Raw genomic sequence first — 26,886 nt, forward strand, 5'->3', positions numbered from 1 at the left:
GCCCATCTGCCCGTGCCTGTTCCGCTTGCGCCCCTCCGACTGCAGAGGCATCGTTCGCACCGCGCCCTGCAGCTCGCGGTGCAGGGGCTCGGCGGGGGGGGGGGGGGGGGGGGGGGGGGGGGGGGGGGGGGGGGGGGCGCCGCCGCCCCCCCCCCCCCCCCCCCCCACCACGCCGTTGAAGGTGCGACAGGCCGCGGGGTTCGCCCGCACGCTCGGGGAACTGGCGGTTCGGCGGTGCGGTGGACCCGACCAGGTGACCGCTCTGGCGGCCCGGGCCCGCGCCGAGGGCGTGCCGCTGTGGATCGCGCGGCGGTTCGCGCAAGGGCCCGCCGGGCCGGTAACCGTCACTGTGGACCGACGGCTGGTGCGCGTGGACGTGTGGGGGCCGGGCGCTCCCGTGGTGCGGATTCGGGCACCGCACGGTTTCCACCCCGACAGCCCCGAACCCGACAAGGGCCTTCGGCTGACCGTCGGCCACGTTGCCGCGGAACTGGTTCTCCGGAGGAAACTGCGCAAGTCCAAGAGTTCCGTGGAAGTGCGACTGCCCGACCGGCACTGGGTGCTGTCGAGGAGGGACGCGGAGAGTTCGCGGCTCCTGCGCGACGAACGGCATGCGGCTCTCCTGACATGTCCTTCGCGCTGGCCGGTGCCGGAACAGGACACGGTACTGCTGCCGTTGGCCCCCGTGCGGTACGAGAGCCCCGACCCGCTGGACGCGATCATGGCGCAGGTCTTCGCCGTCGCCTTCGGGCTCGGGGACACGACCGGCTCGGCCCGGTTCCGGTCGGAACGCCGTCCGGCGGACGGACACGAGCCGGACGGCGCCGATGACGCGTCGTGGGACCGTCCCTGGCTCAGCAACCTCGGCAGGGGGAGGGACGACAACGAGCCCGGCGGCGGCGACGGCTGGGGCTCGGACGGAGGCGACGGCGGGAGCGGCGACGGTGGCGGAGGCGGCGACGGTGGCGGAGGCGGAGGTGACGGAGGCGGCGGCGGGGATTAGCCGCGAGGCCCCCGGCGGCATCGACGTCCCCCTCGCCCGCCCCGGCGACAGCAACCGGCAGCCACGCCCCACTGACAGCAGGCAACCGCGTCCCAGGCAGACCGAACGGCCGGGGCCGGCCGGACAACCCGGCTCAAGCCCGTTCGGCGACGGACGCGGGGTCGTCCAGGACTCCCCGGATCACCGAGTGGGCCGCGCCCAGCAGGGGGCCCTGGGGGCCCAGGGCGGACACCGAGACGGGGCAGGCCGGGCCCGCCGTGCGTCGGGCCAGTTCCGAGCGGAGCGACGGCAGTAGCCAGGGGGCGAGCCCGGACAGCGCGCCGCCCAGCACGACGCTCTCGGGGTCCAGGAGATTGACCGCCCCGGTCAGCGCGATGCCCAGCGCCGTTCCCGCGTCGTGCAGGGCACGTCGTACGGCGGGGTCGCCCTGCTCGGCGCGGCCCGCGAGCAGGCCCACGCGGTCCTCGCCGGGCTCCAGTCCGGCGGCGCGCAGCACGGCCTCCTCGCCGGCGTACTGCTCCAGGCAGCCGCGGCCGCCGCACGCGCACTCAGGGCCGTCGGGCCGGACCGGCACATGGCCCAACTCGCCCGCGAAGCCCCGGTTTCCGAGCAGCAGTCGCCCGTCCACGACCACCGCGGCGCCGATGCCGATCTCGGCCGACACGTGGAGGAAGTCGCGCGGGGTACCCTCGCCGAGCCAGAGCTCGGCCAGCGCACCGCAGTTGGCCTCGTTGACCACGGTCAGCGGGAACCGTGCCGGGAGCAGGGCGCCGAGGTCGGTGTCGTGCCAGCCCAGGTTCGGCGCGCGGACGACAGTCCGGGCGTCGCGTGCCACCAGGCCCGGTACGGCCACGGTCAGCCCGGCCGGCCACAGACCCTCGTCCTCGATCGCGCCGACGACCCGGAGCAGCAGCGCGGTCAGCTCCTCGCTCACGGCCGCGGGGGAGCGGCCGCGGTTCGGGACATGGCGCACGGCCCGCGTCCGGATCTCTCCGCGAAGGTCGACCGCGCAGACCGCGAGATGGTCGACGCCGACCTCGGCGCCGATCCCGGCCGGACCGCGCCCGCTGACGGCGAGTGCCGAGCCGGGCCGGCCCACGCGTCCGGGCCGCTCGGGACCCAGTTCCTCCAGCAGGCCCGAGCGGACGAGCTCGTCCACCAGGGTGGACACCGCCGCCCTGGTCAGGCCGATGCGGGAGGCGACGGCGGCCCGGGACAGCGGTCCCTCGGCGCTGACGGTGTGCATCACCCGCGAGAGATTGCGGCGGCGCATGCCCTGCTGGGTGTCGGGCAGTGCGCGCCGCTCCGGACCCGCCGAGGGCAGTGCCCGCCCCGGGCCGGGCGGGCGGGCCTCGTGCAGCGGTGCGCTCATGCCTCCGTCAGTCCTCGGTCGGGGCCGGGTCGTTCCCGGTCGGTCGTGAACCGGTCGTGAACCGGTCGTGAACCGGTTTCGAACCGGCCCGGAATCTGTTCCTGGCCGTCAGGCGGTGTCTGTGCCGCGCTCCAGGAGCGGGGCCGCGTCGGAGAGTACCCCGGCGATCCTGGCCAGCGTCTCCTCGTCCCGCTCCACCGCCTCCAGCACCGGCCCCGCGGCCGTGTCCCAGCGGCGGGCGACCGCGGCCGGGTCCTCGCCGGTGAGTAGACCGGCCGCCTGCGCCGCCGCCCCCAGCGCGACCAGCTCCCGTGCCTCGGGCACCTGCACGGGCCGCCCCGACAGCCGCCGTACGGTCTGCTGCCAGGCCGTGCCCCGCGAGCCGCCGCCGATCAGCAGCAGGGGCGTCGAGGGGTCCGCGTCCTCGTCGGCCACGCGGTCCAGCGCGCTCAGCAGCGAGTGCACGGCACCGTCGTAGGCGGCTTGGAGCAGCTGGCCACCGGTCGTGTCGTGGCGCAGCCCGTGCAGCAGACCGGACGCGTTCGGAAGGTTCGGGGTGCGCTCGCCGTCCAGGAAGGGCAGGAGCGTGACGCCGTGGCCCGGCTCGACGGCCTCGCGGTCCAGGCCCAGCAGCGTCGCGACCCGGTCCACGGCGAGCGTGCAGTTGAGCGTGCAGGCGAGCGGCAGCCAGTCGCCGCGCGCGTCGGCGAAGCCCGCCACGATGCCGGTCGGGTCGGCAGGCCGCCGTCGCGACACCGCGTACACCGTGCCCGAGGTGCCGAGGCTCATCACCGGCGTGCCGGGCCGTACCCCCAGGCCGAGCGCGGCGGCCGCGTTGTCCCCGGTGCCGCACGCCACCAGGGTGCCCTTGGAGAACGGCAGGTCATGGCCCGCGCGCACGGTCCCGGCCACCTCGCCGGGGCGCACGATCCGGGGGAGCAGCGCCGGGTCCAGCCCCACGTGCGCGAGGATCTCCTCGTCGTACGCCTCGGTGCCGGAGGCCCACCAGCCGGTGCCGGAGGCGTCGCCGCGGTCGGTCGTGCCCTGCCCGGTGAGCCGCTCGGTCAGATAGTCGTGAGGGAGGCGGACGGCCTTGGTGGCACGGACCACCTCCGGCTCGTGCTCCGCCAGCCAGGCCCACTTGGTGACCGTGAAGGACGCGGCCGGCACGCTTCCGGTGCGCTCGGCCCAGAACTTCGCGCCGCCCAGTTCCTCGGTCAGCCGGTGGGCCTGGGGCGCGGAGCGCACATCGTTCCACAGCAGCGCCGGGCGTACCGGCTCGCCGTGGGTGTCCAGGGTGACCAGCCCGTGCTGCTGGCCGCCGATCGACACCGCGGCGGCCTCGTGTGCCGCCTGACCACACTGGCGCAGGGCCTCCGTCAGGGCATCCCACCACTGACGCGGATCGCTCTCCCGGCCCGCTCCCGAGGTCACCGCGTGCGGTGCCTGGCCGCCGGCCACGACCCGCCCGGTGGCCACGTCGACGACCAGCGCCTTGGTGGACTGGGTGGACGTGTCCACACCGACGACGAGCGGACCCTCGGCTGCTGACATCGATTTCTCCCTCTAGCGCGACTCGGCGGGCTGACCATCTTCCCAGAGATGCTGCTGCATACTAATTTGTAAATCGCCATGACGAAATAGTCTCAGCGAGCAAGGAGCCGCAGCATGAACTACCAGCCCACCCCCGAGGACAGGTTCACCTTCGGCCTGTGGACCGTCGGCTGGCAGGGACGTGACCCGTTCGGTGACGCCACCCGACGCGCCCTCGACCCGGTCGAGTCGGTACAGCGCCTGTCCGAGCTGGGCGCCCACGGCGTCACCTTCCACGACGACGACCTGATCCCGTTCGGCTCGAGCGACAGCGAGCGCGAGGGACACATCAAGCGGTTCCGCCAGGCGCTGGACTCCACCGGCATGAAGGTGCCGATGGCGACGACCAACCTGTTCACCCACCCGGTGTTCAAGGACGGCGCCTTCACCGCCAACGACCGGGACGTGCGCCGCTACGCGCTGCGCAAGACCGTCCGCAACATCGACCTCGCGGTCGAGCTCGGCGCCGAGGTGTACGTGGCCTGGGGCGGCCGTGAGGGCGCCGAGTCCGGTGCCGCCAAGGACGTACGGGTCGCCCTGGACCGGATGAAGGAGGCCTTCGACCTGCTCGGCGAGTACGTCACCTCCCAGGGCTACGACATCCGCTTCGCCATCGAGCCCAAGCCGAACGAGCCGCGCGGCGACATCCTGCTGCCGACCGTCGGCCACGCCCTGGCGTTCATCGAGCGCCTGGAGCGGCCCGAGCTGTACGGCGTCAACCCCGAGGTCGGCCACGAGCAGATGGCCGGGCTGAACTTCCCGCACGGCATCGCGCAGGCGCTGTGGGCCGGCAAGCTGTTCCACATCGACCTCAACGGCCAGTCCGGCATCAAGTACGACCAGGACCTCCGGTTCGGCGCCGGTGACCTGCGCGCCGCGTTCTGGCTGGTGGACCTGCTGGAGTCGGCCGGCTACAGCGGCCCGAAGCACTTCGACTTCAAGCCGCCGCGGACCGAGGACCTCGACGGTGTGTGGGCCTCGGCGGCCGGCTGCATGCGCAACTACCTCATCCTCAAGGACCGTGCGGCCGCCTTCCGTTCCGACCCCGAGGTGCAGGAGGCGCTGCGCGCGGCCCGCCTGGACCAGCTGGCCGAGCCCACGGCGGCCGACGGACTCCAGGCCCTGCTCGGCGACCGGTCCGCCTTCGAGGAATTCGACGCCGACACCGCCGCCGCGCGCGGGATGGGCTTCGAGCACCTCGACCAGCTGGCGATGGATCACCTGCTGGGCGCCCGGGGCTGAGTTCCCCCGGCTTCGGGGGCCCGGAGACCTGCCAGAGTCTGCTGCGGGCGTGGGGGAGGGGCTGCGGGCGCGGCCGGCGCGGTGCTTTCACGTGTCGGCCGCGCCTCACCGCGCGGAGACGTCCGGCACCGCGCGGAGACGTCCGGCACCGCGCGGAGGCTGCCGGCACCGCGCGGAGACTGCCCGACGCCGATTTCCGGCCCCCGGCCCGGAATCAGGCGTCCCTCTCCGTGGCGAATTCCGCGCGAGAGGCTCGCGCGAGGGTGCGTCCGAGGCGACCATGGCCGGTATGGCCACGCCACCGGTACCGCCCCAGCCGCCCGGTCCGCCGGGTGACACGCCGCCCCCGGGCGGCGGCTTCGGACCTCCCTCGTACGGTGGCGCACCGCCGCCACAGGACCCCCCTCCGCCACCGGGCCCGCCCGACGACGGGGGAGGCCCGGGACGTGGTTCCGGCGGGCGCCGCAATCTCCTGCTCATCGTGCTCGCCGCGATCGTGGCCGTGGCGGCCGTCGCCGTCATCGTGCTGATGGCGTCGGGAGACGACGACTCGCCGGGCGACCGGCCCACAGGAAGCCGGACCGACGGCTCGCCGGAGCCGTCCTCGGGCATCCCGTCCGAACTCCCCAGTGACCTGGAGAGCCTGCTGCCGACCGGCTTCCCCACCGAACTGCCGTCGGACTTCCCGAGTGAGCTGCCCAGCGGTCTGGAGAGCCTGCTGCCGACCGAGTTGCCGAACCTGCCCACCGACCTGCCCACCGACCTGCCCACCGACCTGCCGAGCGGCGTGCCCAGCAACCTGCCGAGCGGCCTCGAGTCGCTCCCGCCGTCCCTGGGCGAGGCCGCGCTGCGCTGAACCGAGCGGAACGCGCGGCGTGCGAGGGCCGGCACGAAGCTGCTCCAGGAGGGCTACGTCCCGGGGGGCCGCCCCGCCGCCGCGTCCGGCTCCGCGCGGGCCTCCGTTCGCGCCTCCGAGTCCGCTGTGGCCAGGGCCGTCGCCGGGTCCTGGGCGGCGCCTCCGGCCGGGACCCAACGGCCGCGCTCCTTGCGGTACGGCCACCAGCGGCCGTCGCGCCCGAGCCGCAGCTGAATCCGCCCACCGTCGAGGGTCCAGCGGTTGGCGCGGGCCCGGAGCACCGGCCGCTCGGCTTCGTCGCTCTCGGCCCAGGCCGACTGGAGGGCGGCACGTGCGCGTGCGAGGGACTCGGCGTCCACCGCCCACTCCTCGTCGAGCACGGTAAGGGCCGCCGCCCCGCCCTGATGCCAGGCCCGTACCGCCACCGCCAGGCCTTCCCGACCACGGCCCGAACCGTCGGCGAGCCGAGCCGTCACGGCGCGCGGGGGCTCACCGGCGGCCAGCCGCACCGCGTCCCGCGCCACCGTTGGTTCCGGCGCGGCCGGGCGCCGCTCATGCCCGTCGTGGAGCGCCTCCGCCAGCAGACGGTGGGCCTGCACGGCGGTCCGCGCGGCGAGGAACTCCAGGGCGGACGGGTCGACTCCGGCAGAAGGCGGCTCATCCGTGTCCAGAGACGGCGGCACCCCCGGCTCCGCGGGGAGCGGGGAAACGCCGGGCAGCGCCGGCCGGATGCCGCCCGCCGCGAACGCCTCGGCCGCGTCCACACCCTCCGGCCGCGGCCGCTGCTCGGAGGCGGCCGGCGGCCCGCCACGCGACTGGAGCGCGTCCAGCAGGACACGCTCACCGCGTCCCCGCACCAGGAGCAGGACGAACGGGTCCTGGTCCAGCAGCCGGGCCACCTGGTAGCAGAGCGCCGCCGTGTGACCGCAGTGGTCCCACGCTCCGCAGTCGCACTCCGGCTCCAGATCGCCCAGGCCCGGCAGCAGCTCGACCCCGGCCAGCTCCGCGTCCTCCATCAGATGCGGCGGCATCTCCCGGTCGAGCAGCGCCGCCACATGCCCGGCCCGCTCGACGGCCATGTCCAGGAAGCGGTCCCACTGCTCGTCGGACAGTTCCTGCAACAGCACGTCCGCGCGGTACGCCGTGCGGTCACGGTCCTGCACGACGGCCGTGATTCGCCCCGGCCGTACGGACACGGCACCGACCGCTCCCGCGCGGGCGAGCCGGCGGCCCGCCTTGAGCTGTTGGGCGTCCAACGCCGTACCCTCCAGCGCCGTCAGCCAGGCTCGGCCCCACCAGGTCTGCGCGAAACCACGTCCCCGCGCGGGAGGCAGCGCGGGGAACGTCCGCTCCGCGCCGGCCCCGCCGCCGCTCCCCTGCGGGTGGGACCCCTGCGGGTCGGTTCCGTCAGGGCCGGTCCCGCCCGTCGGAGCTCCCTCCGGCTCGTACCAGTCGTCGGTGTCTTCCACTTCAGCTCCGTCACCGTCGTACCGGGTCATCGCGGTCCCCCTTGCAGTGCCACCAGATCCGCCAGTTCCGCGTCCGTCAGCTCCGTGAGCGCCGTCTCGCCGGAGCCGAGCACCGCGTCCGCCAGCTCGCTCTTGCGGACCAGCAGCTCGGCGATACGGTCCTCGATCGTGCCCTCGGCGATCAGCCGGTGCACCTGCACCGGCCGGGTCTGGCCGATGCGGTACGCGCGGTCAGTGGCCTGCGCCTCCACGGCGGGGTTCCACCAGCGGTCGTAGTGCACGACATGCTCGGCGCGGGTGAGGTTCAGTCCGGTGCCCGCCGCCTTGAGCGACAGCAGGAAGACCGGGACCCCGCCCTCCTGGAAGCGCCGCACCATCGCCTCGCGTTCGGCGACCGGTGTGCCGCCGTGCAGGAACTGCGACGGCACACCCCGCGCGGCGAGGTGCCGCTCCAGCAGCCTCGCCATCTGCACGTACTGCGTGAAGACCAGCACGCAGGCCTGTTCGGCGAGCACGGTGTCGAGGAGTTCGTCGAGCAGTTCGAGCTTCCCGGACCGTCCCGCGATCGCCGGTCGCTCCTCCTTGAGGAACTGCGCCGGATGGTTGCAGATCTGTTTCAGCCCGGTCAGCAGCTTCACGATCATTCCCCGCCGCGCCATGCCGTCGGTCCCCAAGACGCCGGAGGTGCCGGAGATCTCGGCCAGGGCCTCGCGGACCACGGCCTCGTACAGCGCCGTCTGCTCCTGCGTGAGCGACACCGCGTGGTCGGTCTCCGTCTTCGGCGGCAGCTCGGGCGCGATCCCCGGGTCCGACTTGCGGCGGCGCAGCAGGAACGGCCGTACCAGCCGGGCCAGCCGCTTCGCCGCGGCAGGGTCCGTCCCACCCTCCACGGCATCCGCGTACCGCCTGCGGAAGGTGCCGAGCCGGCCCAGCAGTCCGGGCGTCGTCCAGTCGAGGATGGCCCACAGCTCCGAGAGGTTGTTCTCCACCGGCGTGCCGGTGAGCGCCACGCGTGCCCGTGCGCCGATGGACCGCAACTGCCGGGCCGTCGCCGCGTACGGATTCTTCACGTGCTGTGCCTCGTCGGCGACGACCATCCCCCAGGGCACCTCGGCGAGCCGGGGAGCGTCCAGGCGCATGGTGCCGTACGTGGTGAGCACGAACTCGCCGTCGGCCAGACCGTCCAGTGAGCGGCGCGCACCGTGGAAGCGGCGCACCGCGGTGCCCGGCGCGAACCGTTCGATCTCCCGCTGCCAGTTGCCCATCAGGGAGGTCGGGCAGACCACGAGGGTGGGCCCGGCGGACGCGGGGTCGCACTGCCGGTGCAGATGCAGGGCGATCAGGGTGATCGTCTTGCCGAGGCCCATGTCGTCGGCGAGACAGCAGCCCAGGCCCGCGGACGTCATGTGGGCCAGCCAGTTCAGCCCGCGCCGCTGGTAGTCCCGCAGCGTGGCGGCGAGGGCCGGGGGCTGCGGGACGGGCTCCTGGGACTCGGGGTCCGCGAGCCGTTCCCGCAGGGTCGCCAGCCAGCCGGTGGGACGTACCTCGAACCGGCGGCCGTCCACCTCCACCGAGCCGGTCAGGGCCGCGCCGAGCGCGTCGACGGGCGTGACCTCGTGGTCCTGGCGCGCGCGGGCGCGGAGCACCTCCTGGGGGTCGATCAGAACCCACTGGTCGCGCAGCCGCACAACGGGACGTTTGGTCTCCGCGAGCCGGTCCAGCTCCGCGCGGGTGAGCGTCCGGTCGCCCAGGGCGAACGACCAGTCGAAGGCGAGCAGCGCGTCGGCCGACAGGAAGGACGGTCGCTGAGAGGTGTTCTTGAAGCCTGCCCGGCCGGGTGGCCGCTCCTCGTCGGCGGGACCGATCTCCGCGCGGGTGGTCAGTTCGCGGATCAGCTCCTTGGGCCAGTGCACGTCGACGCCCGCGGCCGCGAGAGCCCGCGCGCCCTCCCCGAGGAGCTCGGTGATCTCCTCGTCGGCGAGTTCGACCGCGTCGGGCACGGTCGCCGACAGCAGGGGTGTGAGCGGGGCCCAGGCGCGGGCGGCCCGGCGCAGCGCGAGCAGCGTGTCCATCCGGGCCCGCGGCCCGAAGCCGCCGTCCGGGCCGGCTGAGCCGACCGGGCCGTCCTGGCCTTCCGCGGCCCCGGCCCACACATCGGTGGCGTCCGCGACGAGCGAGGGATCGCTCACGCCGTGCACTTGGAGCACGGCCCGGAACGTGACGTCGGTGCCGTCGTCGATGCTGCCGTCGTCCGTGCCGTCGTCGATGGGGCGGGGGGCGGGGCCGGCGTGGTCCGAGGCACCCGGGGCCTCCTGCGTCTCCGGCGCGCCCCAGGTCTCCGGCGCGTCGGTGAGGCCGTGCACTTCGATGCGCAGCGACAGACGTACGCCCGCGTCGTGGCCCGCGGCCACGTCGGCGGCCCAGTCGCGCAGTTCGGGCAGGTGCTGCGGCTCGGGCACGGCGAAGGCGGGGGAACCGGTCACCAGAGGCGCGGCGGGGGAGCGGGGCAGGGTGTCGGCGACCGCGTCGAGGAAGGCGCGCAGCAGCCGTTCGGGGTCGGGCAGCCGCAGGGGCCCTGTGCCGTCCAGCGGCTGGGCGTGCGCCTCGGGCGGCATCGCGGCGGCGAGCCGGCGCACGGCCTCGATGTCCTCCGCGTCCAGCGGGGCGGTGCGCCAGGCGTCGTGACCGGCCGGGGACAGTCCCGGCAGGAGCAGCCCGCGCGCTATCAGACGCAGTGCGTGCACGGCGGCGGCACCCCAGAAGACGGCGGCCGGGTGCCCGGCGCCGTCGGCCCGTGCGCGCGTGAGGGCGGGCAGGGCGGCACGCACCGGCAGCAGCACCGCGGGGACGCTCACCGTCTCCGCGCCCTCGCTGCCGGGCACGACGACGGTCAGCTCCTCGAGCTGGGTCGTGTTCACGACAGGGGGAGCCGACCCGTCGGGCCGCCAGAAGGCCATGCGGCCGGTGCGGGCGGGGTCGCCGGGTACGAACACGGCGGAGCAGCGGGCCAGGTCGGCGTACTGGGCGGGGGAGGGGAACGCGGGAGTCGTCTGCGCAGCGCTCACGGAATCCTTGATTCATCAAACTTGACTAGTGGGGTCGGAGTCGCCGAGAGTACAGCACGGCCGCGGTCGGCCGGGTATGCCTGGGGCGTGAAATGGGACACCATGGACACGCGGTCGTGCTCCGCCCCGAAGGGCCGGCGATTTGGCGAGTCGACGACGGCCTCTGAGGCAACCCTAGGGGGCAAACCTCAGGGACGTCTCAGGGTCGCGGTCGGAACCGCCGGGAGTGCGGGGCCGTTTTCAGGGCAGAGAGCGGCAGTGGCCGCGAAGGAGGCGACACCATGTCGAAGAATGCCAAGATCGCCGCGGGAGGTGTGGCGGCCGGGCTCATCCTGCTCATCTGGCTGCCCTGGTGGGCGGCGCTCCTGATCATCCTGGGAGTCCCGGCCGCCGCGTACCTCACCCTGGACCCCTCGCAGCGGAGCAGGCTGCGCCGCGTTTCACGCAAGGAACTGGGCCGCTGAGACGCAGGGGCCCGTCCCGGAGGGCCGGGCCCCTGCTCGGGCACTGTTACCGCGCCGCCGCCCCAGCACCGTCCAGTGCGCAGGAGTTGACCACGTCACCGTGGGTGGGCCTGCCGATCGTCCGGTCCGCGGGCGGCCCGACTCCACGCTCCACCCATGCGGTCAGAGTGTCGAACGCCGACCGGTAGCAGGGCAGGATCGGCCGCAGCCGGTCCGGATGGGTGTCGTACAGCCCGTCGACGTGGGTGCCGCCCTGCACCGTGTAATAGCGGTGCAGTGGCCCCCGGCCCTTCGCGTCGATCATGCGGGCGTACACGTCGGAGTGGGCGGCCTTCGGCAGCAGGGCGTCCAGATCACCGTGCAGCGTGATCAGCGGCCGGCCGATACGCCCGGTCAGTGCCACCCGGGCCACGGCGCGGTGCACGGAAGCGGGACGCGAGGCGTAGTCGTACGTGGCGTCGGACGCGCACGGCGCCAGGATCTGCTCCACCGTGGTCCCGGCCGAGGGCCCCGGACAAGCGGGATCGTAGGCCGGGTCGAGTTCGGCGCGGTAGATCTTCTGCGTGACACCCCAGTAGGCCTTCTCGTGGTACGGCCACAGGAATTCGGAGCCCGGTGCGAAGCCCGCCGCGTGCAGGTCCTCGTCCCGTGCCGTACCGAACATCCGGGCCACCGTGACCGGCAGGGTGGTGAACAGACCGGTCCCGTCGGCGCTCCACAGTCCGCCCTCCCAGTCCACGCCGCCGTCGTACAGCTCCGGGTGGTTCTCCAGCTGCCAGCGGGTGAGATAGCCGCCGTTGGAGACGCCGGTCATGTACGTCCGGCGCGGGGCATGCCCGTAACGGTGGGCCACCGCGTGCTTGGCCGCCCGGGTGAGCTGCGTGGTCCGGGTGTTCCACTCGGCCACCGCGTCACCGGGCCGGACTCCGTCACGGTAGAAGTCGACCCCGTTGTTTCCCTTGTCCGTCGAGGCGTATGCGTACCCCTGGGCCAGTACCCGGTCGGAGATGGCCTTGTCGGTCGCGTACTGCTTGCGGGTGCCGGGTGCGCCCGTGACGACCAACCCGCCGTTCCACCGGTCGGGCAACCGGATCACGAACTGCGCGTCGTGCGCCCAGCCGTGCGTCGTGTTGAAGCGGGAGGAGTCCGGGAAGTACCCGTCGACCTGGATGCCGGGCACTCCGGACGGCGACCGGGTGGCGGCCGCGGTCAGCCCCGCCTGGTCCGCCAGGTCGGTGTGCGGGGTGCCCGCCAGCCCCGTGGTGGTCAGATCGGCCAGACAGGTGATGCGTTGGTGGGCCGCGCCCGGCACCCGCACACGCTCCTGGCGCGCACAGTGTTCGTCCTCGGCGGCGGCGTCGGCCGGAGCTGGAGCGATGAGGGCTGCCGCCGCGAGGGCGAAGGCGAGCAACGGAACGCCGAGGGGCGGGCGCATGACGGTCTCCAGGAAGGACGGGAAGCGGAAGAGGGCACGGTACGGAGCACGAAGCTGCCCCATGGTGCGGGCCCAACGCTGCCATCATCGATGGGTCGGCGCCCTACGGAACGGTGCCTGCACAGGGGGGTTGGGAACTGCTGGGGTTCGGCCGAGCACGAGTGTGTTCTGGCGTGTATGGGTGAGCAGGGGTGTTTGCGGCCGGGGCTGCCGTGGCGTGTTGCCGGGAGGCGAATGGGGGTCCGTCCGCCTGGAGCGCGATCTCGTCGGCGCCCAGACGCGGCTGCACCGGTCCCCAGACGGCGGAGTCGGGGGCGCCAGCACGGGCCCCTCGACGGCCTCAGGGCCGGGATCGTGCGGCGCGGGCACGTCCGGAGCCGCCACGGCGACCGTGAGGGGCCGGCCGGGCAGCGCTGCGACGACCGTGCGCTCCTCGGGTGACAGGGCGTGCTCCATACCGCAGTCCCAGGAAGCGATCGCGACGGCGGCCAGCGACACGTCGTCGACCGCCACGGTCCACCGGGCGCCCTCACCGTCCTGGCCGAGCACCAGCCCGTACCCGTCGGCGAGCGGGGGGAGACCGAGCGCCGTGCACGCCTCCGGGTAGTCGTCGCCCAGCACGCTCGGGAACTTCGCCGGAGTCAGCAGCGCCGCCGTCAGCACATGGAGCGCGTCGTCCGCGGCGGCGGCTTCCTCGTCCGTCCCGGCCATCCCGGCCTCCCCCGTCGGGTTCGTCCACCGGCGCGCACACCAATCCGACCCCGAGCCCCTTGTCACGACCTCGCAGCCGCACCCGGAGCTGCGGCTCTTTGGCCCGGCGGGGCGAATCGGCCACGCACTCCCGGCCGGATCAGGCTGCCGGAAGCCCCAGCAGGTCCCGCGCGACCGCCCGCGGAGACGCGTCGCGCTCCCGCGCGAGCGCGACGACCGCCCGGCACGCCAACTCGTTCACCCCGAACGCCAGCGCCTCCGGCGACACCCAGCCGGCCGCCTCGTCGATCCGCTCCTGATCGTCCTCCGCACAGGCCGAGACGTACGTCGCGGCGGCCTCGAACAGGTTGTGCGGACGCTCCTCCCGCCCGGTCCTTTCCTCCGTGCGAAGGCTGTCCACCACTTTGCCCCCGATCCTGCGAACCCTGCCCCACATCCGGTCCACCTTCCCCCTGAGCGGTTTTCCTCGCCGACCGTCCATCTCCTGCCACTCAACGTAGAGTCGCGGCGTCCGCGGCAGAAGGGGCAGTGCGGTGAGGTGCTTCGAACGGCTGGAACCGTTCAACCGTCCCCTTCGAGCTCACTCGTTTGCGGAATCAGGGCCCGACCCGGTGTGCCGGAACCCGCCGGCCGCCGCGGAACACCAGTACTTCCTGCCCGGCCGGCCTCGCCGCATGGACCCGCACCCGAAGGGGGAGCGACAAGGCGGCACTCCGACAGAGGGAACAGGGGGAACGGCATGGGGACAGTGCTGCTGGTGGCGTTGGCCGCCGCTGTGGCCGCAGCCGTCACCACAGGTCTCGTACGCGCCGGGCGGCGTGAGGCACGGGCGGAAAGAGGCAGGCTCGCCGAGGAGGCACGACGGCAGGCGCGCCGGTCGCTGGACGTGGTCTGGGCGATGGACGACCGCGAGTTCGAGCGGTACGTCGCCGACCTGTGCCGCCGGGACGGCTGTACCGATGTCACGCGCGTCGGCGGGGCCGGTGACCTCGGGGCCGATGTGACCGGGTACCTGCCCGACGGCCGTCGCTTCGTCATCCAGTGCAAGCGATACGCCAAGCACCGCACGGTCGGGAGCCGTGACCTCCAGACGTTCAACGGCACGGCTCGCGTCGAACACGGTGCCGACGTACCCGTCTTCGTGGCCTCCTGCGTCTTCACCAGGCCGGCCCGCGAGTTCGCCGCCCGCCACCGGCTGTGCCTGATCGACGTCAACCTGCTCGGGTTCTGGAACAGCGGCACCTCGCTGACCTCGTTCCTGGACCTGGACATCAGCCGCTCCGGTACCCACCGCAGGCTCCACCCGGACCACGACTGACAGGAGAACCACTGTGCCGTGAACAGCGTTCTCCCCTTCACACCAGGCGCATCGAGGACCGGGAATGCCGGCGGCCGTGCATCCCGAACATCCAGCTCCGGGCCGACAGGCTGCGAAGTGCCGGCGGAACAGTCGCCCGGGTACTGCCGGCCGGTACGGGCCGAGAGGCACCGGCGCGGGGCCGGGCGCTCAGCCCGCGCGGACGGCCAGCGCCAGGAACCGGGCGTCCTCGTCGACGTACGACGTCATGCGCCAACCCGAACCGGCCAACAGCGGACGGAGGTTCGCCTCCGCGCGGAGATCGTCCGACGTGATCGAGCGGCCCTGACGCGCGGCGAGCGCCGCCCTGCCGATCGGGTGGAACAGCGCGAGCACGCCACCGGGGCCCGCCACCCGTGCGAGCTCCCGGAGATTCTCGGCCGGATGGGGCAGGTGTGCGATCAGGCCCGCCGCGAACACGGCGTCGAGTGATCCCGAGCGCAGCGGCAGCGCGGAGACGTCGGTGAGCAGCAGCACCCCGTCGTGGCCCCGTCCGGCCCGCGCGGCCTCCCGCAGCATGGCCGGGGTCAGATCTGCCCCGAGGACCGTTCCGGAAGGGCCCACGGCCGCACGCAGCGGGGGCAGAGCCCGTCCGGTGCCGCAGCCGGCGTCGAGCACCCGGGCGCCCTCGCGCAGCCCCAGCTCGGCCACCGCCGCCGCGTAGGCCGGACCGTCGTCGGGGAACCGGCGGTCCCAGTCGGCGGCACGCGCGGTGAAGAACTCCTGGACGTGTGTGTGGTCGTCGCTCATACTCGGCATGATCCCCCACCGGACGGCCCGGCCCTCAGCATCCGGCGGGCCTCGGCGACGTACCGCCCCGCGCGAGTGCGCCTCGCCGAGGCAATGGATCCGGCCACGGCCGCCCTTGGCCGTGTCGCCCCGCGTGAGACGACCAGGGCCGCGTCACTTCGTGCCACGGTCCGGCGATCAGTCCGCGACGCCCTTCTCCGACAGGACCTTCTCGACGGTGACACGGACGAGGAGCTCGCCCGGTACGCCGTTGCGCACCCCGAACTCCTCGGCGCGGTCCTGGCCCATGTACCGCGCGGCGATCCGAGTGGCCCAACACACCAGGTCCTCGGGATCCTCCGAGATCCGCGCCCGGCCCCGCAGCACCACGAAGGCGAACGGCGGCCGGTCGTCGTCCACGCACAGGGCGACCCGCCCGTCACGGGCCAGATTGCGTCCCTTCACCGTTTCCCCGCCGGTGTTGAACACCACGTCGTCCCCGTCGAGCACGAACCAGATCGGCGCCACGTGCGGACTGCCGTCGGCCCGCACGGTGGAAAGTTTGGCGGTGCGGGTCCCGTACGAGACGAACCCCCGCCATTCCTCGTCGGTCATCCTCTGTCCCATGGCTCCTATCCTCCTTGCCCGGCGCCCGGCCGTGGGGAAGGCTGGCGGAGGGACCCATACGGGGAAGAGCAAGGGGGAGATTCACGATATGACGCAAAAACGGGGACTCGACTGGCTGCTGGACGACCTGACCCAGAGAGTCGAGGAAGTACGGCACGCGCTGGTCCTGTCCAACGACGGGCTGGTGACCGGGACGAGTACGGGGCTTCGACGCGAGGACGCGGAGTACTTAGCCGCGGTCTCGTCCGGACTGCACAGCCTCGCCAAGGGCTCCGGGCAGCACTTCGGCGCGGGCGGGATGCGCCAGACGATGATCGAGTTCGACGAAGCGGTGCTCTTCGTCACCGCGGCCGGTGCCGGCAGTTGCCTGTGCGTGCTCAGCGGGGCCGAGGCCGACATCGGCCGGATCGCGTACGAGATGACGCTGCTGGTCAACCGGGTCGGCGAACATCTGGACGTGGACGCCCGCCGACCGGAACCCGACGACCCCACAGGTACCTGACCTGCACGTTCGTCGGCCCCCGTGGAGTTATCCACAGGTTCGTCACGAAGGGTGATGGGCCGGATACGGTTTTCTCCGAGCGGCGCACACGGCGCCGGCCCGCACTCCACGGGGGAGACGAGCATGTCCGGAAACACCGCCACACACGAAGCCACGGCCGTCGGTTCCTGGGTCACGGCAGGCCGCGCGGCACGCGAACTCGGCCTCAAACCAGATGAGTTCGACCTCGCCGTGGACCTCGGGCGGATCCGCGCCACCCCCGACGAGCGGGGAGCCGGCCGCCGCGTGGACTGCGTCGAACTCGAACGGCTCCGCGCCCGGCCAGGTCACCCGGAGGGCCTGCGTGAGAGCGTCAGGACCGTGGGCACCACGGAGGGTGCGCTGCTCATGGGGGTGACGAAGGACCGGTTCACGCGACTGGCCCGGCTGGGGCTGCTGGCCCCCACGAGGTTCTACCTCAACCGCTACCGTGCCGTGGTCTGGCTCTATCTCGCAGAGGAACTACGGCAGTTCACGGCCGATGAGAGGAACACCTCACTGTTGAGGGGCCGCACGTCCGACAACCTCAGGGGACAGCTCGACACCGGGCTCGACCTACGGGCCCGTAACTGGCGCACCCGCCGTCTGGCAATTCTGCTCCGCCGGGCCACCGACCCGTGGTCGCGCGCCGGAGCCCTCGCGTCCCTGCTCGACCCGCTGTACATCTGCGAGGTCGTCAAGGACCCCTACGAGCGTTCCCACCTCGGCCGGTTCTGCCCCGAGCGGCCTTCCCACGGTGCTCCGGGCTCACCCGGCGCCGTCCTCACGAAGACCCTCGTGACCGCCCAGGACCCCGACGAGATCGCCTGGCTCCAGGCGGAGCTCGCAGGACTGCTGGCAGAGGCCCGCGAACACCGGCCGGCACCTCGCCCGGGGTTCGCTTTTCACCGCCCCGCACCGGCCGGGCAGGCCCCCCGGGAACCGGAGCGCTCGCGCGGGGCGTTCCGCGCGCTGCTCGCCCGGTGGCGCGGAAGGAACCGAGGACCGGTCGCCCGGTGGCCGGCTGCCCGCCGGCCCGGAGGGCCTGCCCGGTGACCTACAGCGCCCGGAACAGCCCCTCCTGAACGACGGACACCAGCATCCGCCCCTCACGGTCGTAGATCCGCCCCCGGGCCAGACCACGCCCGCCCACGGCGATCGGCGACTCCTGGTCGTACAGGAACCACTCGTCCGCGCGGAACGGTCGGTGGAACCACATCGCGTGATCCAGCGACGCCATGTCGAAGCCGCGCGGACCCCACAGGGGTTCCACCGGGAGCCGAACGGCGTCCAGCAGGGTCATGTCGCTGGCGTAGGTCAGGGCACAGGTGTGCACCAGTGGATCGTCGCCGAGCGGCCCCACCGCGCGCATCCACACGGCGCTGCGCGGTTCGGCGTCCTTGACGTCGTCCGGGTCCCAGCGCAGCCGGTCCGCGTAGCGGATGTCGAAGGGCTGACGGCGGGCCATCCGCTCCAGTTGCTCCGGCAGTTCGCCCAAGTGCTCGCGGATCTCCTCCGTGACGGTCGGCAGCGACTCCGGGTCCGGGACCTCGCGGGCCGGCGGCAGCTGGTGCTCGAAACTCCCCTGTTCAGGTTTGTGGAAGGAGGCGGTGAGAGTGAAGATCGTGCGGCCCTGCTGCACGGCGGTGACCCGGCGGGTCGTGAACGACCTCCCGTCCCGTACCCGTTCGACCTGGTACACGATCGGTACCCCGGGCCGTCCGGGGCGCAGGAAGTACGCGTGCAGCGAGTGCACGGGCCGGCCGCCCTGCGTGGTGCGGCCCGCGGCGACCAGCGCCTGGCCGGCCACCTGGCCGCCGAAGACCCGCTGCAGCGACTCCTGCGGACTGCGGCCGCGGAAGATGTCGACCTCGATCTGCTCCAGGTCGAGCAGGGCGACGAGGCTCTCGGTCGGGTTCGTCATGAGTGCTGATCTCCTGCCGTCACAGCTGTCCGACCTCGGTGACCCGGACGACCGCACGGCCCTCCGCGTCGGAGGCGGTGAGGTCGACCTGGGCGCTGATACCCCAGTCGTGGTCGCCGTTCGGGTCGTCGAAGATCTGCCGGACCCGCCACAGTCCGTTGTCCGGCTCCTCTTCGATCAGCAGCAGCTTGGGACCGCGGGCGTCGGGACCGGTGCCGAGTTCCTCGTACTCGTCCCAGTACTTGTCCATCGCCTCCCCCCAGGCGTCGGCGTCCCAGCCGGCCTCGGCGTCCAACTCGCCCAGCGCCTCCACCTGGTCCAGAGCGGCCAGTTCGACCCGGCGGAACATGGCGTTGCGGACCAGGACGCGGAAGGCACGCGCGTTGGCGGTGACCGGCTTGACCTGGTCGGCCTTCTCCTGGGCCTCCTCGGCGGTCATCTCCGCGGGATTGGCCAGCTGCTCCCACTCGTCCAGCAGACTCGAGTCGACCTGACGCACCATCTCGCCCAGCCAGGCGATCAGATCCTGGAGATCCTCGGACTTCAGATCGTCCGGGACGGTGTGGTCCAGGGCCTTGAAGGCGCTGGCCAGGTACCGCAGCACGATGCCCTCGGTCCGGGCCAGCTCGTAGTGGGAAACCAACTCCGTGAAGGACATAGCCCGTTCGTACATGTCCCGCACCACGGACTTCGGCGACAGTGGATGGTCACCGACCCACGGGTGGCTCTTGCGATAGGTGTCGTAGGCGTGGAAGAGCAGTTCCTCCAGCGGCTTCGGGTACGTGATGTCCTGGAGGCGCTCCATGCGCTCCTCGTACTCGACGCCGTCCGCCTTCATGAGGGCGACCGCCTCACCGCGCGCCTTGTTCTGCTGTGCGGCGAGGATCTGGCGCGGGTCGTCCAGCGTGGACTCCACCACGGACACCATGTCGAGCGCGTAGGACGGCGACTCGGGATCCAGCAGCTCGAACGCGGCCAGCGCGAAGGTGGACAGCGGCTGGTTCAGCGCGAAGTCCTGCTGCAGATCCACGGTGAGCCGCACGGTCCGCCCTTCGGAGTCCGGTGTGTCCAGCTTCTCGACGATGCCGCCGTCCAGCAGGGACCGGTAGATCGCGATGGCCCGCCGGATGTGCCGCAGCTGCTGCTTGCGCGGCTCGTGGTTGTCCTCGAGGAGGTGACGCATCGCCGCGAAGGCGTTCCCGGGCCGGGCGATCACCGACAGCAGCATCGTGTGCGTCACCCGGAAACGGGAGGTCAGCGGCTCGGGATCCGAACCGATGAGCTTCTCGAAGGTCTGCTCCGACCAGGCGATGAACCCCTCCGGCGCCTTCTTGCGGACGACCTTGCGGCGTTTCTTCGGGTCGTCGCCCGCCTTCGCCAGCGCCTTCTCGTTCTCGACGACGTGCTCGGGGGCCTGCGCGACGACGAACCCCTCGGTGTCGAAGCCGGCCCGGCCGGCCCGGCCCGCGATCTGGTGGAACTCACGGGCCCGCAGCGTGCGCACCCGGGTCCCGTCGTACTTGGTGAGGGCGGTGAACAGCACCGTGCGGATCGGGACGTTGACCCCCACACCCAGCGTGTCCGTACCGCAGATGACCTTCAGCAGACCGGCCTGCGCGAGCTTCTCCACCAGCCGACGGTACTTGGGCAGCATGCCTGCGTGGTGCACACCGATGCCGTGCCGGACGTAGCGGGAGAGGTTGCGGCCGAACTTGGTGGTGAAGCGGAAGCTGCCGATCAGGTCGGCGATCCTGTCCTTCTCCTCGCGCGTGCACATGTTGATGCTCATCAGTGCCTGCGCCCGCTCCACCGCCTGGGCCTGCGTGAAGTGCACGATGTAGACCGGAGCCTGCCGGGCCGCCAGCAGGTCCGTGAGCGTCTCGGTGAGCGGTGTGTAGCGGTACTCGTAGGACAGCGGGACCGGCCGGGTCGCCGAGCGGACCACCGACGTGGGGCGGCCGGTACGGCGGGCGAGGTCCTTCTCGAAGAAGGACACGTCGCCGAGCGTCGCCGACATCAGCACGAACTGCGCCTGCTCCAGTTCCAGCAGCGGAATCTGCCACGCCCAGCCGCGGTCCTGCTCCGCGTAGAAGTGGAACTCGTCCATGACGACCTGGCCGACATCGGCGTTCCTGCCGTCACGCAGCGCGATCGACGCCAGCACCTCGGCGGTGCAGCAGATGACCGGGGCGTCGGCGTTCACGGACGCGTCGCCGGTCAGCATGCCGACGTTCTCCGTGCCGAAGATCTTGCACAGCTCGAAGAACTTCTCCGACACCAGTGCCTTGATCGGTGCCGTGTAGAAGGTGACCTCGTCCCGGGCCAGCGCGGCGAAGTGGGCAGCGGCCGCGATCATGCTCTTGCCCGAGCCGGTCGGGGTCGAGACGATCACGTTCGCCCCGGAGACCACCTCGATCAGCGCCTCCTCCTGGTGGGGATAGAGCGTGAGACCACGTTCCCCCGCCCACGACTCGAAGGCTTCGTAGAGGGCGTCGGGGTCGGCGGTCGGCGGCAGCTGATCGATGAGGGTCACGTCCCCATCTTGCCTGCCGCCGGGCCCTGCGCGGGAATCGGATTCGGGTATGAAGATCGTGAACGCTACGCTGTGTCGCCGGAGGGGCGTCAACGCCCCTGGTCAACTGGACAGCGGCACAAGCGGAATGGGCGGGCAACGGGGATGATGGGACCAGCACACTCACTGTCGGGTGCCGCGGCATGGCTCGGTACGGGGGCGGCGATGACCGCCGCCGGAAAACCGATGCCCTGGCCGGTGCTTCTGGTCGGCGCTCTGATCTGTGCCGGTGCCGCCCTCGCCCCGGACCTGGACCACAAGGCGGCGACGATATCGCGGTCCTTCGGCCCCGTGTCCAAGAGACTGTGCGAGATCGTCGACAAGCTGTCGTACGCCGTCTACAAGGCCACCAGGAAACCGGGCGACCCGCGCCGTTCCGGTGGTCACCGCACGCTCACCCACACCTGGCTGTGGGCGGTCCTGATCGGCGGGGGCGCTTCCGCTCTGGCGATCACGGGCGGCCGGTGGGCGGTGCTGGCCATCCTCTTCGTCCACATGGTGCTGGCCATCGAGGGTCTGCTGTGGCGGGCTGCACGGGGTGCCAGCAGTGACGTCCTGGTGTGGCTGCTGGCCGCGACCAGCTCGTGGATCCTCGCGGACATTCTGGACCAGCCGGGCCACGGCGCCGCCTGGCTGTTCACGGCACCGGGCCAGGAGTACCTGTGGCTGGGGCTGCCGATCGTCCTGGGCGCGCTGGTGCACGACATCGGGGACGCCCTGACGGTCTCGGGCTGCCCGGTCCTGTGGCCCATACCGGTGGGACGCAAGCGCTGGTACCCCATAGGCCCGCCCAAGGCGATGCGGTTCCGGGCGGGCAGCTGGGTGGAGCTCAAGGTACTGATGCCCGCGTTCATGCTGCTCGGCGGAGTGGGCTGTGCGGTGGCACTCAACGTGATCTGAGACGCGGACGACCGGCGGTCGTCGCCGGCGGACGCCCGACGGCCGCCGGCGTCGGCTCAGCCGGGGCTTTCACCGCCGTAGCGGCGCTGGAAGCGGGCGACGCGTCCTTCCGTGTCCACGGTCCGTGCGGTGCCCGTGTAGAAGGGATGGCTCTCCGAGGAGATCTCCACCTCCACGACCGGATAGGTCTCGCCGTCGTCCCACTCGATCGTCTGCTCGCTGGTCGCGGTGGACCGGGTCAGGAAGGCGTATCCGGCGGCCCGGTCGCGGAAGACGACGGGACGGTAGTCGGGGTGCTTGTCCTGCTGCATGGACGCTCCTCGTACGACATGGGCGATGCGTGCGGTGCCCGCGATGTGATCGATCCGGACGGCCTGGACGTCCTGGACGCCCGGAACGGTTCGGGCGACGGCCCGGGTGGCCCGCGCCGTCCGGACGGGCATGACGGCCGTGACGGCAGTGGAACGACGAGGTCAGCCGGGCAGGGTGTCCTCGTCGACGACATGCATGGCGGCCTCCTCGGCCGAGGCCGCAGCCCCGTCGATGCCGATGTCCGTGGCGACCAGGGCGCTCTCCTCGTCCTCGTGCGCCCCTTCGTCGGGGGCCACGAGCCGGCCGGAGCGCACGGCACCGACCTCGTTGTCCAGGAGCTCGCCGTCGGTGCCCTCGCTGTCACCGAGGTCGTCACCGTCGGCGGTGGCGAGATCGGGCAGCTCCTCGGCGAGCCGCTGGTCCAGGGTCTCGCCCGCCCTGCGCTCCGACGCCGTCACACCGCGGTGCTCCACGGCCCACGGCCGCTCGGGAGGGGACCAGCCCCGGTCGAGGGGATCGTCGACGCCGTCGTTCTCGAGGGTGTCCTCGGCGTCGAGCAGTCCGGCGTCGTCCTGGACCTCGGACCCATCGGGCTGGTAGACGTCGTCTCCCCAACCGCCGGCTCTGTTCACGGGGACCTCCAGGGAGTGGGGACGGGCGCGTTCCCGCCGTGGCCCGTCGCGGGCCGCGCCTGCACGGGCACTGGCGTCACCCACACTCCGGTTCTCCGGAGCCCCGGGCGTCCCCCGAGCCGGTGCCTGATTCCACCCTTCCACCCAGGTTCGGCTCCGCGCAACGGCACGGTCCGTCACCGGCCGCCGCCGGTGACGGACCGTGCACACGGCGCATCCACCCCCCGGGTGCGCCTCACACCGCGGCCGGGGGCCCGCCGAACACGCCCGGCCGCGCAGTCCGCCGTGCCGTCCCCCGCGTGCTCACCCCTCGCCTCCCCGAGGCCTCGTCCGCACCCTCACCTGGGTCCTCACCCGTGCCAGGAGCGCCACAGTGCCGCGTACGCGCCGCCCGCGGCGACCAGCTCGTCATGGCTGCCCAGCTCGCTGATGCGGCCGTCCTCGACGACGGCGATGACGTCCGCGTCGTGGGCGGTGTGCAGGCGGTGGGCGATGGCGACGACGGTACGGCCGTCGAGGACACGGGCCAGCGAGCGTTCCAGGTGCCGGGCCGCGCGGGGATCGAGCAGCGAGGTCGCCTCGTCCAGCACCAGCGTGTGCGGGTCGGCCAGCACCAGCCGTGCCAGCGCGATCTGCTGAGCCTGGGCCGGGGTGAGCGCCAGCCCGCCCGAGCCGACCTCGCTGTCGAGGCCGTCGTCGAACGCGCGCGCCCAGCCGTCCGCGTCGACCGCGCCGAGGGCCGCCCACAGCTCGGCGTCCTCGGCATCCGTCCGGGCGAGCCGCAGGTTGTCACGCAGGGACCCCACGAAGACGTGGTGCTCCTGGTTGACCAGGGCCACCTGGGTACGGACGCGTTCCGCGGTCATCCGGGAGAGTTCGGCGCTGCCCAGGGTCACCGTGCCGTCCCTGGGCGCGTAGATCCCGGCGAGCAGCCGCCCCAGGGTGGACTTGCCCGCGCCGGAGGGGCCGACCAGCGCCAGCCTGGTGCCGGGCGCGACCTCCAGCGACACCTTGCGCAGCACGTCGACGCCCTCGTGGTAGCCGAAGTGCACCTGCTCGGCGCGCACATGGCGCCCGTCGGGGGTCAGCGCGGCGTCACCGGCGTCGGGCTCGATGTCCCGGACGCCGACCAGCCGGGCCAGCGACACCTGGGCCACCTGCAACTCGTCGTACCAGCGCAGGATCAGCCCCACCGGGTCGACGAGCATCTGCGCCAGCAGCGCACTGGTCGTCAGCTGGCCGACGCCGATCCAGCCCTGCAGGACGAAGACGCCACCGATCATCAGTACCGAGCCGAGCACGGTCACATGGGTGATGTTGACGACGGGGAAGAGCACCGACCGCAGCCACAGTGTGTAGCGCTCCCAGGCCGTCCACTCCTTGACCCGCTGGTCCGACAACGCCACCCGGCGCTCGCTGAGGCGGTGCGCCTCGATGGTCCGTCCCGCGTCCACGGTCTCGGCGAGTACCGCGGCCACGGCGGCGTACCCGGCGGCCTCGGAACGGTACGCGGCCGGCGCCCGCCGGAAGTACCAGCGGCAGCCGGCCACGAGCAGCGGAACGGCGAGCAGTACGGCCGGCGCCAGTTCGGGTGCGGTGACGACCAGGCCGCCCAGCAGCAGCACCACCCACACCACACCGATGGCGAGCTGGGGCACGGCCTCGCGCATCGCGTTGCCGAGCCGGTCGATGTCGGTCGTGATCCGGGACAGCAGATCACCCGTCCCGGCCCGTTCCAGCACACCGGGCGGCAGCCCGACCGACCGCACCAGGAAGTCCTCGCGCAGATCGGCCAGCATCCGCTCGCCGAGCATCGCCCCGCGCAGCCGCACCTGCCGCACGAACACCGCCTGGAGGACCAGCGCCACCACGAACAGTGCGGCGGTGAACCCCAGGTGGAGCTCCCGCGTGCGGTCCGAGACCCGCTCCACCAGGCCGCCCAGCAGATACGGGCCGACCATCGAGGAGATCACCGCGACGGTGTTCACCATGATCAGGAGCACGAAGGCCTTGCGGTGCCTGCGGAGCAGCTCGCCCACATAGGCGCGGACGGTGGCGGACGCGCCCACGGGCAGGGTGCCGGCCGTGGCCGGGGCCGCCGGGTCGTAGGCCGGTGGCGCCACGCCGATCATGCTGTCTCCTCGATTTCTACGAGCGTGTCCAGGTCGGTCAGATCGTCCGCCCCGAGCCCTGCTCCGGCCTCTGCCCCGGTCTTCGCCTCGGCCTCCGTCTCCCGGGTCACCACGGCCCGGTACCGGGGCTCGGTACGTACCAGCTCGCGGTGGCCGCCGACCGCCACGACCGTCTCGTCGTGCAGGAGGACCACCTGGTCCGCCCGGTCCAGCAGCAGCGGCGACGAGGTGAACACGACGGTCGTCCGTCCCGCCCGCAGTTCCCGTACGCCCTCGGCGATGCGGGCCTCGGTGTGCGAGTCGACGGCGGAGGTGGGTTCGTCCAGGACGAGGACCTCCGGGTCGGTGACCAGTGACCGGGCCAGCGAGAGCCGCTGCCGCTGGCCGCCGGAAAGGGACCGTCCACGCTCGGTGAGCCGTGCGTCCATCGGGTCCGCGGCGTCGAGCGAACCCTGCACCAGCGCCGCCAGTACGTCTGCGCACTGCGCGGCGTCCAGCGCCTCGCGCGCTCCGACGGCCCCGGACGCGGGTACGTCGAGCAGTTCGCGCAGCGTGCCGGACAGCAGTACCGGATCCTTGTCCTGGACGAGGACGGAGCCACGGGCGGAGTCCAGTGGCAGATCGTCGAGCGCCACGCCGCCGAGCAGCACCGAGCCGTTCCGCGCGGCGTGCGCCGCGTGCCCGCCGAGCCGTTCGGCCAGGCGTCCCGCCACGTCCGGATCCCCGCACACCACGGCGGTGAGCCGGCCCGCCGGGGCGAGCAGACCGGTCACCGGGTCGTACAGGTCTCCGGAGGGCCTCCCGTGCCTCTCGGAACCGGGCGTCCCGGCGGTGTCCACGGCCCGTTCCAGCGACAGTACGCGCGCCGCACGCTTGGCCGACGGCCGGGAGAAGGAGTAGGCCATCGCGATTTCCTCGAAGTGGCGCAGAGGGTATGCGAGCAGCATCACCGAGCTGTAGACGGTGACCAGTTCGCCCACGGTGATCCGCCCCTGACGGGCCAGATGAACGCCGTAGCAGACCACCGTGATCAGCAGGATTCCCGGCAGCAGCACCTGGATCGCGGCGATCAGGGACCACATCCGGGCACTGCGCACGGCAGCGTGGCGGACTTCCTGGGACGCGCGACGGTAGCGGTCGAGGAACAGCTCCTCGCCGCCGATGCCGCGCAGTACACGCAGTCCGGCGACGGTGTCCGAGGCGAGTTCCGTGGCCCGTCCGGCCTTCTCCCGCTGGGCGTCGGCCCGCCGGGTGGCGTGGGGCAGCAGCGGCAGGACCGCGAGCGCCAGCAGGGGCAGGCCCACGACGACCACCACACCGAGCGCGGGCTGGTAGACGAGCAGGCCGACGCAGACCAGCACGATGGTGACCACGGCCGCGGTGAACCGGGACAGCGCCTCGACGAACCAGCCGATCTTCTCGACGTCGCCGGTGGAGACGGCCACGACCTCGCCGGCCGCGACCCGGCGGGTCAGCGCGGAGCCCAGCGTCGCGGTCCTGCGGGCCAGCAGCTGCTGGACACGGGCGGCCGCGGTGATCCAGTTGGTGACGGCGGCCCGGTGCAGGAAGGTGTCGCCGACCGCGTTGCCCAGGCAGGCCAGCGCCATGAGCCCGCCGGCCAGGGCGAGCCGGGAGCCGGAACGGTCGACGGCGGCCTGGACGCCGATGCCCACACAGAACGGGAACGAGGCGACGGAGGCGAAGTGCAGCAGCCCCCAGGCGAGGGACTTGAGCTGGCCCGGGAGTTGGTTCCGGAAGAGCCACCGCAGGAATCGGGGGCCCGAGCGGGCGTCGGGCACGCCCGGGTCGGGATACGGAAGGTCTTGGATCTGCATGACGTCCCAGTGGCTCGCGGAAGCGGGGCCGCGCTCCGCCCTCGGACGGCGCGACAGCAAACCGTGACAGATTGACGCCGTTGCGTGCCGTAAAGCAAACGGTTTTCCATGGCAGCGCACAGAACCGGCTCGACGT

22 protein-coding genes and 1 pseudogene are annotated in these 26,886 nt (G+C 72.6%); 8 read left to right on the plus strand and 15 right to left on the minus strand.

Annotated elements, in window-relative coordinates; translation table 11 throughout:
* The first annotated feature begins 253 nt into the window (after nucleotides 1-253).
* Complete coding sequence (locus tag ACFYQA_RS22095; RefSeq protein WP_388920373.1) at nucleotides 254-1,003, plus strand: hypothetical protein; 750 nt, start codon at nucleotides 254-256, stop codon at nucleotides 1,001-1,003.
* Between the two features lie 133 nt (nucleotides 1,004-1,136).
* Here ACFYQA_RS22095 and ACFYQA_RS22100 read toward each other — a convergent pair whose 3' ends face one another.
* Together ACFYQA_RS22100 and xylB are read right to left on the minus strand one after the other, a co-directional pair.
* A complete protein-coding gene (locus ACFYQA_RS22100; protein WP_388920376.1) occupies nucleotides 1,137-2,375 on the minus strand; it encodes an ROK family protein in 1,239 nt (412 codons plus the stop codon).
* 108 nt (nucleotides 2,376-2,483) lie between these two features.
* Nucleotides 2,484-3,929 (minus strand): xylulokinase, encoded by a 1,446-nt coding sequence (xylB, locus tag ACFYQA_RS22105; protein ID WP_388920379.1) that lies wholly within the window; start codon nucleotides 3,927-3,929, stop codon nucleotides 2,484-2,486.
* Between the two features lie 114 nt (nucleotides 3,930-4,043).
* Between xylB and xylA the strand changes: the two genes are divergently transcribed.
* Together xylA and ACFYQA_RS22115 are read left to right on the plus strand one after the other, a co-directional pair.
* Complete coding sequence (xylA, locus tag ACFYQA_RS22110) at nucleotides 4,044-5,210, plus strand: xylose isomerase (protein ID WP_388920382.1); 1,167 nt, start codon at nucleotides 4,044-4,046, stop codon at nucleotides 5,208-5,210.
* Nucleotides 5,211-5,691: 481 nt separating this feature from the next.
* On the plus strand, nucleotides 5,692-6,066 hold the full coding sequence (locus ACFYQA_RS22115; protein ID WP_388920385.1) for a hypothetical protein: 375 nt from the start codon (nucleotides 5,692-5,694) through the stop codon (nucleotides 6,064-6,066).
* A 53-nt stretch (nucleotides 6,067-6,119) separates the two neighbouring features.
* On the opposite strand, the gene ACFYQA_RS22120 is transcribed toward ACFYQA_RS22115, so the two are convergent.
* Together ACFYQA_RS22120 and ACFYQA_RS22125 are read right to left on the minus strand one after the other, a co-directional pair.
* The gene (locus ACFYQA_RS22120) at nucleotides 6,120-7,565 is read right to left on the minus strand and encodes an SWF or SNF family helicase (protein ID WP_388920387.1); all 1,446 of its coding nucleotides are present in this window, start codon (nucleotides 7,563-7,565) and stop codon (nucleotides 6,120-6,122) included.
* The gene (locus ACFYQA_RS22125) at nucleotides 7,562-10,492 is read right to left on the minus strand and encodes a DEAD/DEAH box helicase (RefSeq protein ID WP_388920701.1); all 2,931 of its coding nucleotides are present in this window, start codon (nucleotides 10,490-10,492) and stop codon (nucleotides 7,562-7,564) included. The genes ACFYQA_RS22120 and ACFYQA_RS22125 overlap by 4 nt, the downstream gene beginning before the upstream one ends.
* Before the next feature lie 389 nt (nucleotides 10,493-10,881).
* On the opposite strand from ACFYQA_RS22125, the gene ACFYQA_RS22130 reads away from it, so the two are divergent.
* Complete coding sequence (locus tag ACFYQA_RS22130; RefSeq protein ID WP_055596247.1) at nucleotides 10,882-11,064, plus strand: hypothetical protein; 183 nt, start codon at nucleotides 10,882-10,884, stop codon at nucleotides 11,062-11,064.
* 46 nt (nucleotides 11,065-11,110) lie between these two features.
* Here the strand turns inward: ACFYQA_RS22130 and ACFYQA_RS22135 are convergent, their stop codons facing one another.
* The 3 genes and pseudogenes from ACFYQA_RS22135 to ACFYQA_RS22145 all read right to left on the minus strand — a co-directional run bounded on the left by ACFYQA_RS22135 (nucleotide 11,111) and on the right by ACFYQA_RS22145 (nucleotide 13,646).
* Entirely contained in the window at nucleotides 11,111-12,499 is a 1,389-nt protein-coding gene (locus ACFYQA_RS22135; protein ID WP_388920704.1) for a tannase/feruloyl esterase family alpha/beta hydrolase, read from the minus strand.
* A 250-nt stretch (nucleotides 12,500-12,749) separates the two neighbouring features.
* Nucleotides 12,750-13,210, minus strand: a pseudogene (locus tag ACFYQA_RS22140) (hypothetical protein); the annotation flags it as partial.
* Between the two features lie 139 nt (nucleotides 13,211-13,349).
* Nucleotides 13,350-13,646, minus strand: coding sequence for a hypothetical protein (locus ACFYQA_RS22145; RefSeq protein ID WP_388920390.1), 297 nt, complete (start codon nucleotides 13,644-13,646; stop codon nucleotides 13,350-13,352).
* Between the two features lie 303 nt (nucleotides 13,647-13,949).
* Here ACFYQA_RS22145 and ACFYQA_RS22150 point away from each other — a divergent pair, with 303 nt between their 5' ends.
* On the plus strand, nucleotides 13,950-14,528 hold the full coding sequence (locus ACFYQA_RS22150; RefSeq protein ID WP_388920393.1) for a restriction endonuclease: 579 nt from the start codon (nucleotides 13,950-13,952) through the stop codon (nucleotides 14,526-14,528).
* A 189-nt stretch (nucleotides 14,529-14,717) separates the two neighbouring features.
* Here the strand turns inward: ACFYQA_RS22150 and ACFYQA_RS22155 are convergent, their stop codons facing one another.
* Together ACFYQA_RS22155 and ACFYQA_RS22160 are read right to left on the minus strand one after the other, a co-directional pair.
* Nucleotides 14,718-15,317, minus strand: coding sequence for a class I SAM-dependent methyltransferase (locus ACFYQA_RS22155; protein ID WP_388920396.1), 600 nt, complete (start codon nucleotides 15,315-15,317; stop codon nucleotides 14,718-14,720).
* A gap of 177 nt (nucleotides 15,318-15,494) precedes the next feature.
* Complete coding sequence (locus tag ACFYQA_RS22160) at nucleotides 15,495-15,923, minus strand: PPOX class F420-dependent oxidoreductase (protein ID WP_388920399.1); 429 nt, start codon at nucleotides 15,921-15,923, stop codon at nucleotides 15,495-15,497.
* A gap of 88 nt (nucleotides 15,924-16,011) precedes the next feature.
* Here ACFYQA_RS22160 and ACFYQA_RS22165 point away from each other — a divergent pair, with 88 nt between their 5' ends.
* Both ACFYQA_RS22165 and ACFYQA_RS22170 read left to right on the plus strand, forming a co-directional pair.
* Nucleotides 16,012-16,425 carry a roadblock/LC7 domain-containing protein gene (locus ACFYQA_RS22165; RefSeq protein ID WP_388920402.1) on the plus strand — a complete coding sequence of 138 codons (414 nt, stop codon included), beginning with the start codon at nucleotides 16,012-16,014 and terminating at the stop codon, nucleotides 16,423-16,425.
* A 123-nt stretch (nucleotides 16,426-16,548) separates the two neighbouring features.
* Nucleotides 16,549-17,499, plus strand: coding sequence for a DUF6397 family protein (locus ACFYQA_RS22170; protein ID WP_388920405.1), 951 nt, complete (start codon nucleotides 16,549-16,551; stop codon nucleotides 17,497-17,499).
* A 1-nt stretch (nucleotide 17,500) separates the two neighbouring features.
* Here ACFYQA_RS22170 and ACFYQA_RS22175 read toward each other — a convergent pair whose 3' ends face one another.
* On the minus strand, nucleotides 17,501-18,367 hold the full coding sequence (locus ACFYQA_RS22175) for an acyl-CoA thioesterase (protein ID WP_388920408.1): 867 nt from the start codon (nucleotides 18,365-18,367) through the stop codon (nucleotides 17,501-17,503).
* Nucleotides 18,368-18,386: 19 nt separating this feature from the next.
* Complete coding sequence (locus ACFYQA_RS22180) at nucleotides 18,387-20,900, minus strand: DEAD/DEAH box helicase (RefSeq protein ID WP_388920411.1); 2,514 nt, start codon at nucleotides 20,898-20,900, stop codon at nucleotides 18,387-18,389.
* A 144-nt stretch (nucleotides 20,901-21,044) separates the two neighbouring features.
* Here ACFYQA_RS22180 and ACFYQA_RS22185 point away from each other — a divergent pair, with 144 nt between their 5' ends.
* Nucleotides 21,045-21,839 (plus strand): metal-dependent hydrolase, encoded by a 795-nt coding sequence (locus ACFYQA_RS22185; protein ID WP_388920414.1) that lies wholly within the window; start codon nucleotides 21,045-21,047, stop codon nucleotides 21,837-21,839.
* A gap of 56 nt (nucleotides 21,840-21,895) precedes the next feature.
* On the opposite strand, the gene ACFYQA_RS22190 is transcribed toward ACFYQA_RS22185, so the two are convergent.
* The 4 genes from ACFYQA_RS22190 to ACFYQA_RS22205 all read right to left on the minus strand — a co-directional run bounded on the left by ACFYQA_RS22190 (nucleotide 21,896) and on the right by ACFYQA_RS22205 (nucleotide 26,750).
* Nucleotides 21,896-22,150 (minus strand): type B 50S ribosomal protein L31, encoded by a 255-nt coding sequence (locus ACFYQA_RS22190; RefSeq protein ID WP_388920707.1) that lies wholly within the window; start codon nucleotides 22,148-22,150, stop codon nucleotides 21,896-21,898.
* 162 nt (nucleotides 22,151-22,312) lie between these two features.
* On the minus strand, nucleotides 22,313-22,783 hold the full coding sequence (locus tag ACFYQA_RS22195; protein ID WP_388920417.1) for a DUF5709 domain-containing protein: 471 nt from the start codon (nucleotides 22,781-22,783) through the stop codon (nucleotides 22,313-22,315).
* A gap of 350 nt (nucleotides 22,784-23,133) precedes the next feature.
* Nucleotides 23,134-24,915 carry an ABC transporter ATP-binding protein gene (locus tag ACFYQA_RS22200; protein ID WP_388920420.1) on the minus strand — a complete coding sequence of 594 codons (1,782 nt, stop codon included), beginning with the start codon at nucleotides 24,913-24,915 and terminating at the stop codon, nucleotides 23,134-23,136.
* Entirely contained in the window at nucleotides 24,912-26,750 is a 1,839-nt protein-coding gene (locus ACFYQA_RS22205) for an ABC transporter transmembrane domain-containing protein (protein WP_388920423.1), read from the minus strand. Before ACFYQA_RS22205 ends, ACFYQA_RS22200 begins: the two co-directional genes overlap by 4 nt.
* Between the last annotated feature and the right edge of the window lie 136 nt (nucleotides 26,751-26,886).

The organism is Streptomyces sp. NPDC005774, from assembly GCF_042871645.1.
Lineage (GTDB): Bacteria > Actinomycetota > Actinomycetes > Streptomycetales > Streptomycetaceae > Streptomyces > Streptomyces pratens.

Bases quoted from the DNA above. Each gene is read 5' to 3' on its own strand.
- ACFYQA_RS22100 (WP_388920376.1), bottom strand. From the start codon at position 2,375: ATGAGCGCACCGCTGCACGAGGCCCGCCCGCCCGGCCCGGGGCGGGCA.
- xylB (WP_388920379.1), bottom strand. From the start codon at position 3,929: ATGTCAGCAGCCGAGGGTCCGCTCGTCGTCGGTGTGGACACGTCCACC.
- xylA (WP_388920382.1), top strand. From the start codon at position 4,044: ATGAACTACCAGCCCACCCCCGAGGACAGGTTCACCTTCGGCCTGTGG.
- ACFYQA_RS22120 (WP_388920387.1), bottom strand. From the start codon at position 7,565: ATGACCCGGTACGACGGTGACGGAGCTGAAGTGGAAGACACCGACGAC.
- ACFYQA_RS22125 (WP_388920701.1), bottom strand. From the start codon at position 10,492: ATGGCCTTCTGGCGGCCCGACGGGTCGGCTCCCCCTGTCGTGAACACG.
- ACFYQA_RS22130 (WP_055596247.1), top strand. From the start codon at position 10,882: ATGTCGAAGAATGCCAAGATCGCCGCGGGAGGTGTGGCGGCCGGGCTC.
- ACFYQA_RS22135 (WP_388920704.1), bottom strand. From the start codon at position 12,499: ATGCGCCCGCCCCTCGGCGTTCCGTTGCTCGCCTTCGCCCTCGCGGCG.
- ACFYQA_RS22145 (WP_388920390.1), bottom strand. From the start codon at position 13,646: ATGTGGGGCAGGGTTCGCAGGATCGGGGGCAAAGTGGTGGACAGCCTT.
- ACFYQA_RS22150 (WP_388920393.1), top strand. From the start codon at position 13,950: ATGGGGACAGTGCTGCTGGTGGCGTTGGCCGCCGCTGTGGCCGCAGCC.
- ACFYQA_RS22155 (WP_388920396.1), bottom strand. From the start codon at position 15,317: ATGAGCGACGACCACACACACGTCCAGGAGTTCTTCACCGCGCGTGCC.
- ACFYQA_RS22160 (WP_388920399.1), bottom strand. From the start codon at position 15,923: ATGGGACAGAGGATGACCGACGAGGAATGGCGGGGGTTCGTCTCGTAC.
- ACFYQA_RS22165 (WP_388920402.1), top strand. From the start codon at position 16,012: ATGACGCAAAAACGGGGACTCGACTGGCTGCTGGACGACCTGACCCAG.
- ACFYQA_RS22170 (WP_388920405.1), top strand. From the start codon at position 16,549: ATGTCCGGAAACACCGCCACACACGAAGCCACGGCCGTCGGTTCCTGG.
- ACFYQA_RS22175 (WP_388920408.1), bottom strand. From the start codon at position 18,367: ATGACGAACCCGACCGAGAGCCTCGTCGCCCTGCTCGACCTGGAGCAG.
- ACFYQA_RS22185 (WP_388920414.1), top strand. From the start codon at position 21,045: ATGATGGGACCAGCACACTCACTGTCGGGTGCCGCGGCATGGCTCGGT.
- ACFYQA_RS22190 (WP_388920707.1), bottom strand. From the start codon at position 22,150: ATGCAGCAGGACAAGCACCCCGACTACCGTCCCGTCGTCTTCCGCGAC.
- ACFYQA_RS22200 (WP_388920420.1), bottom strand. From the start codon at position 24,915: ATGATCGGCGTGGCGCCACCGGCCTACGACCCGGCGGCCCCGGCCACG.
- ACFYQA_RS22205 (WP_388920423.1), bottom strand. From the start codon at position 26,750: ATGCAGATCCAAGACCTTCCGTATCCCGACCCGGGCGTGCCCGACGCC.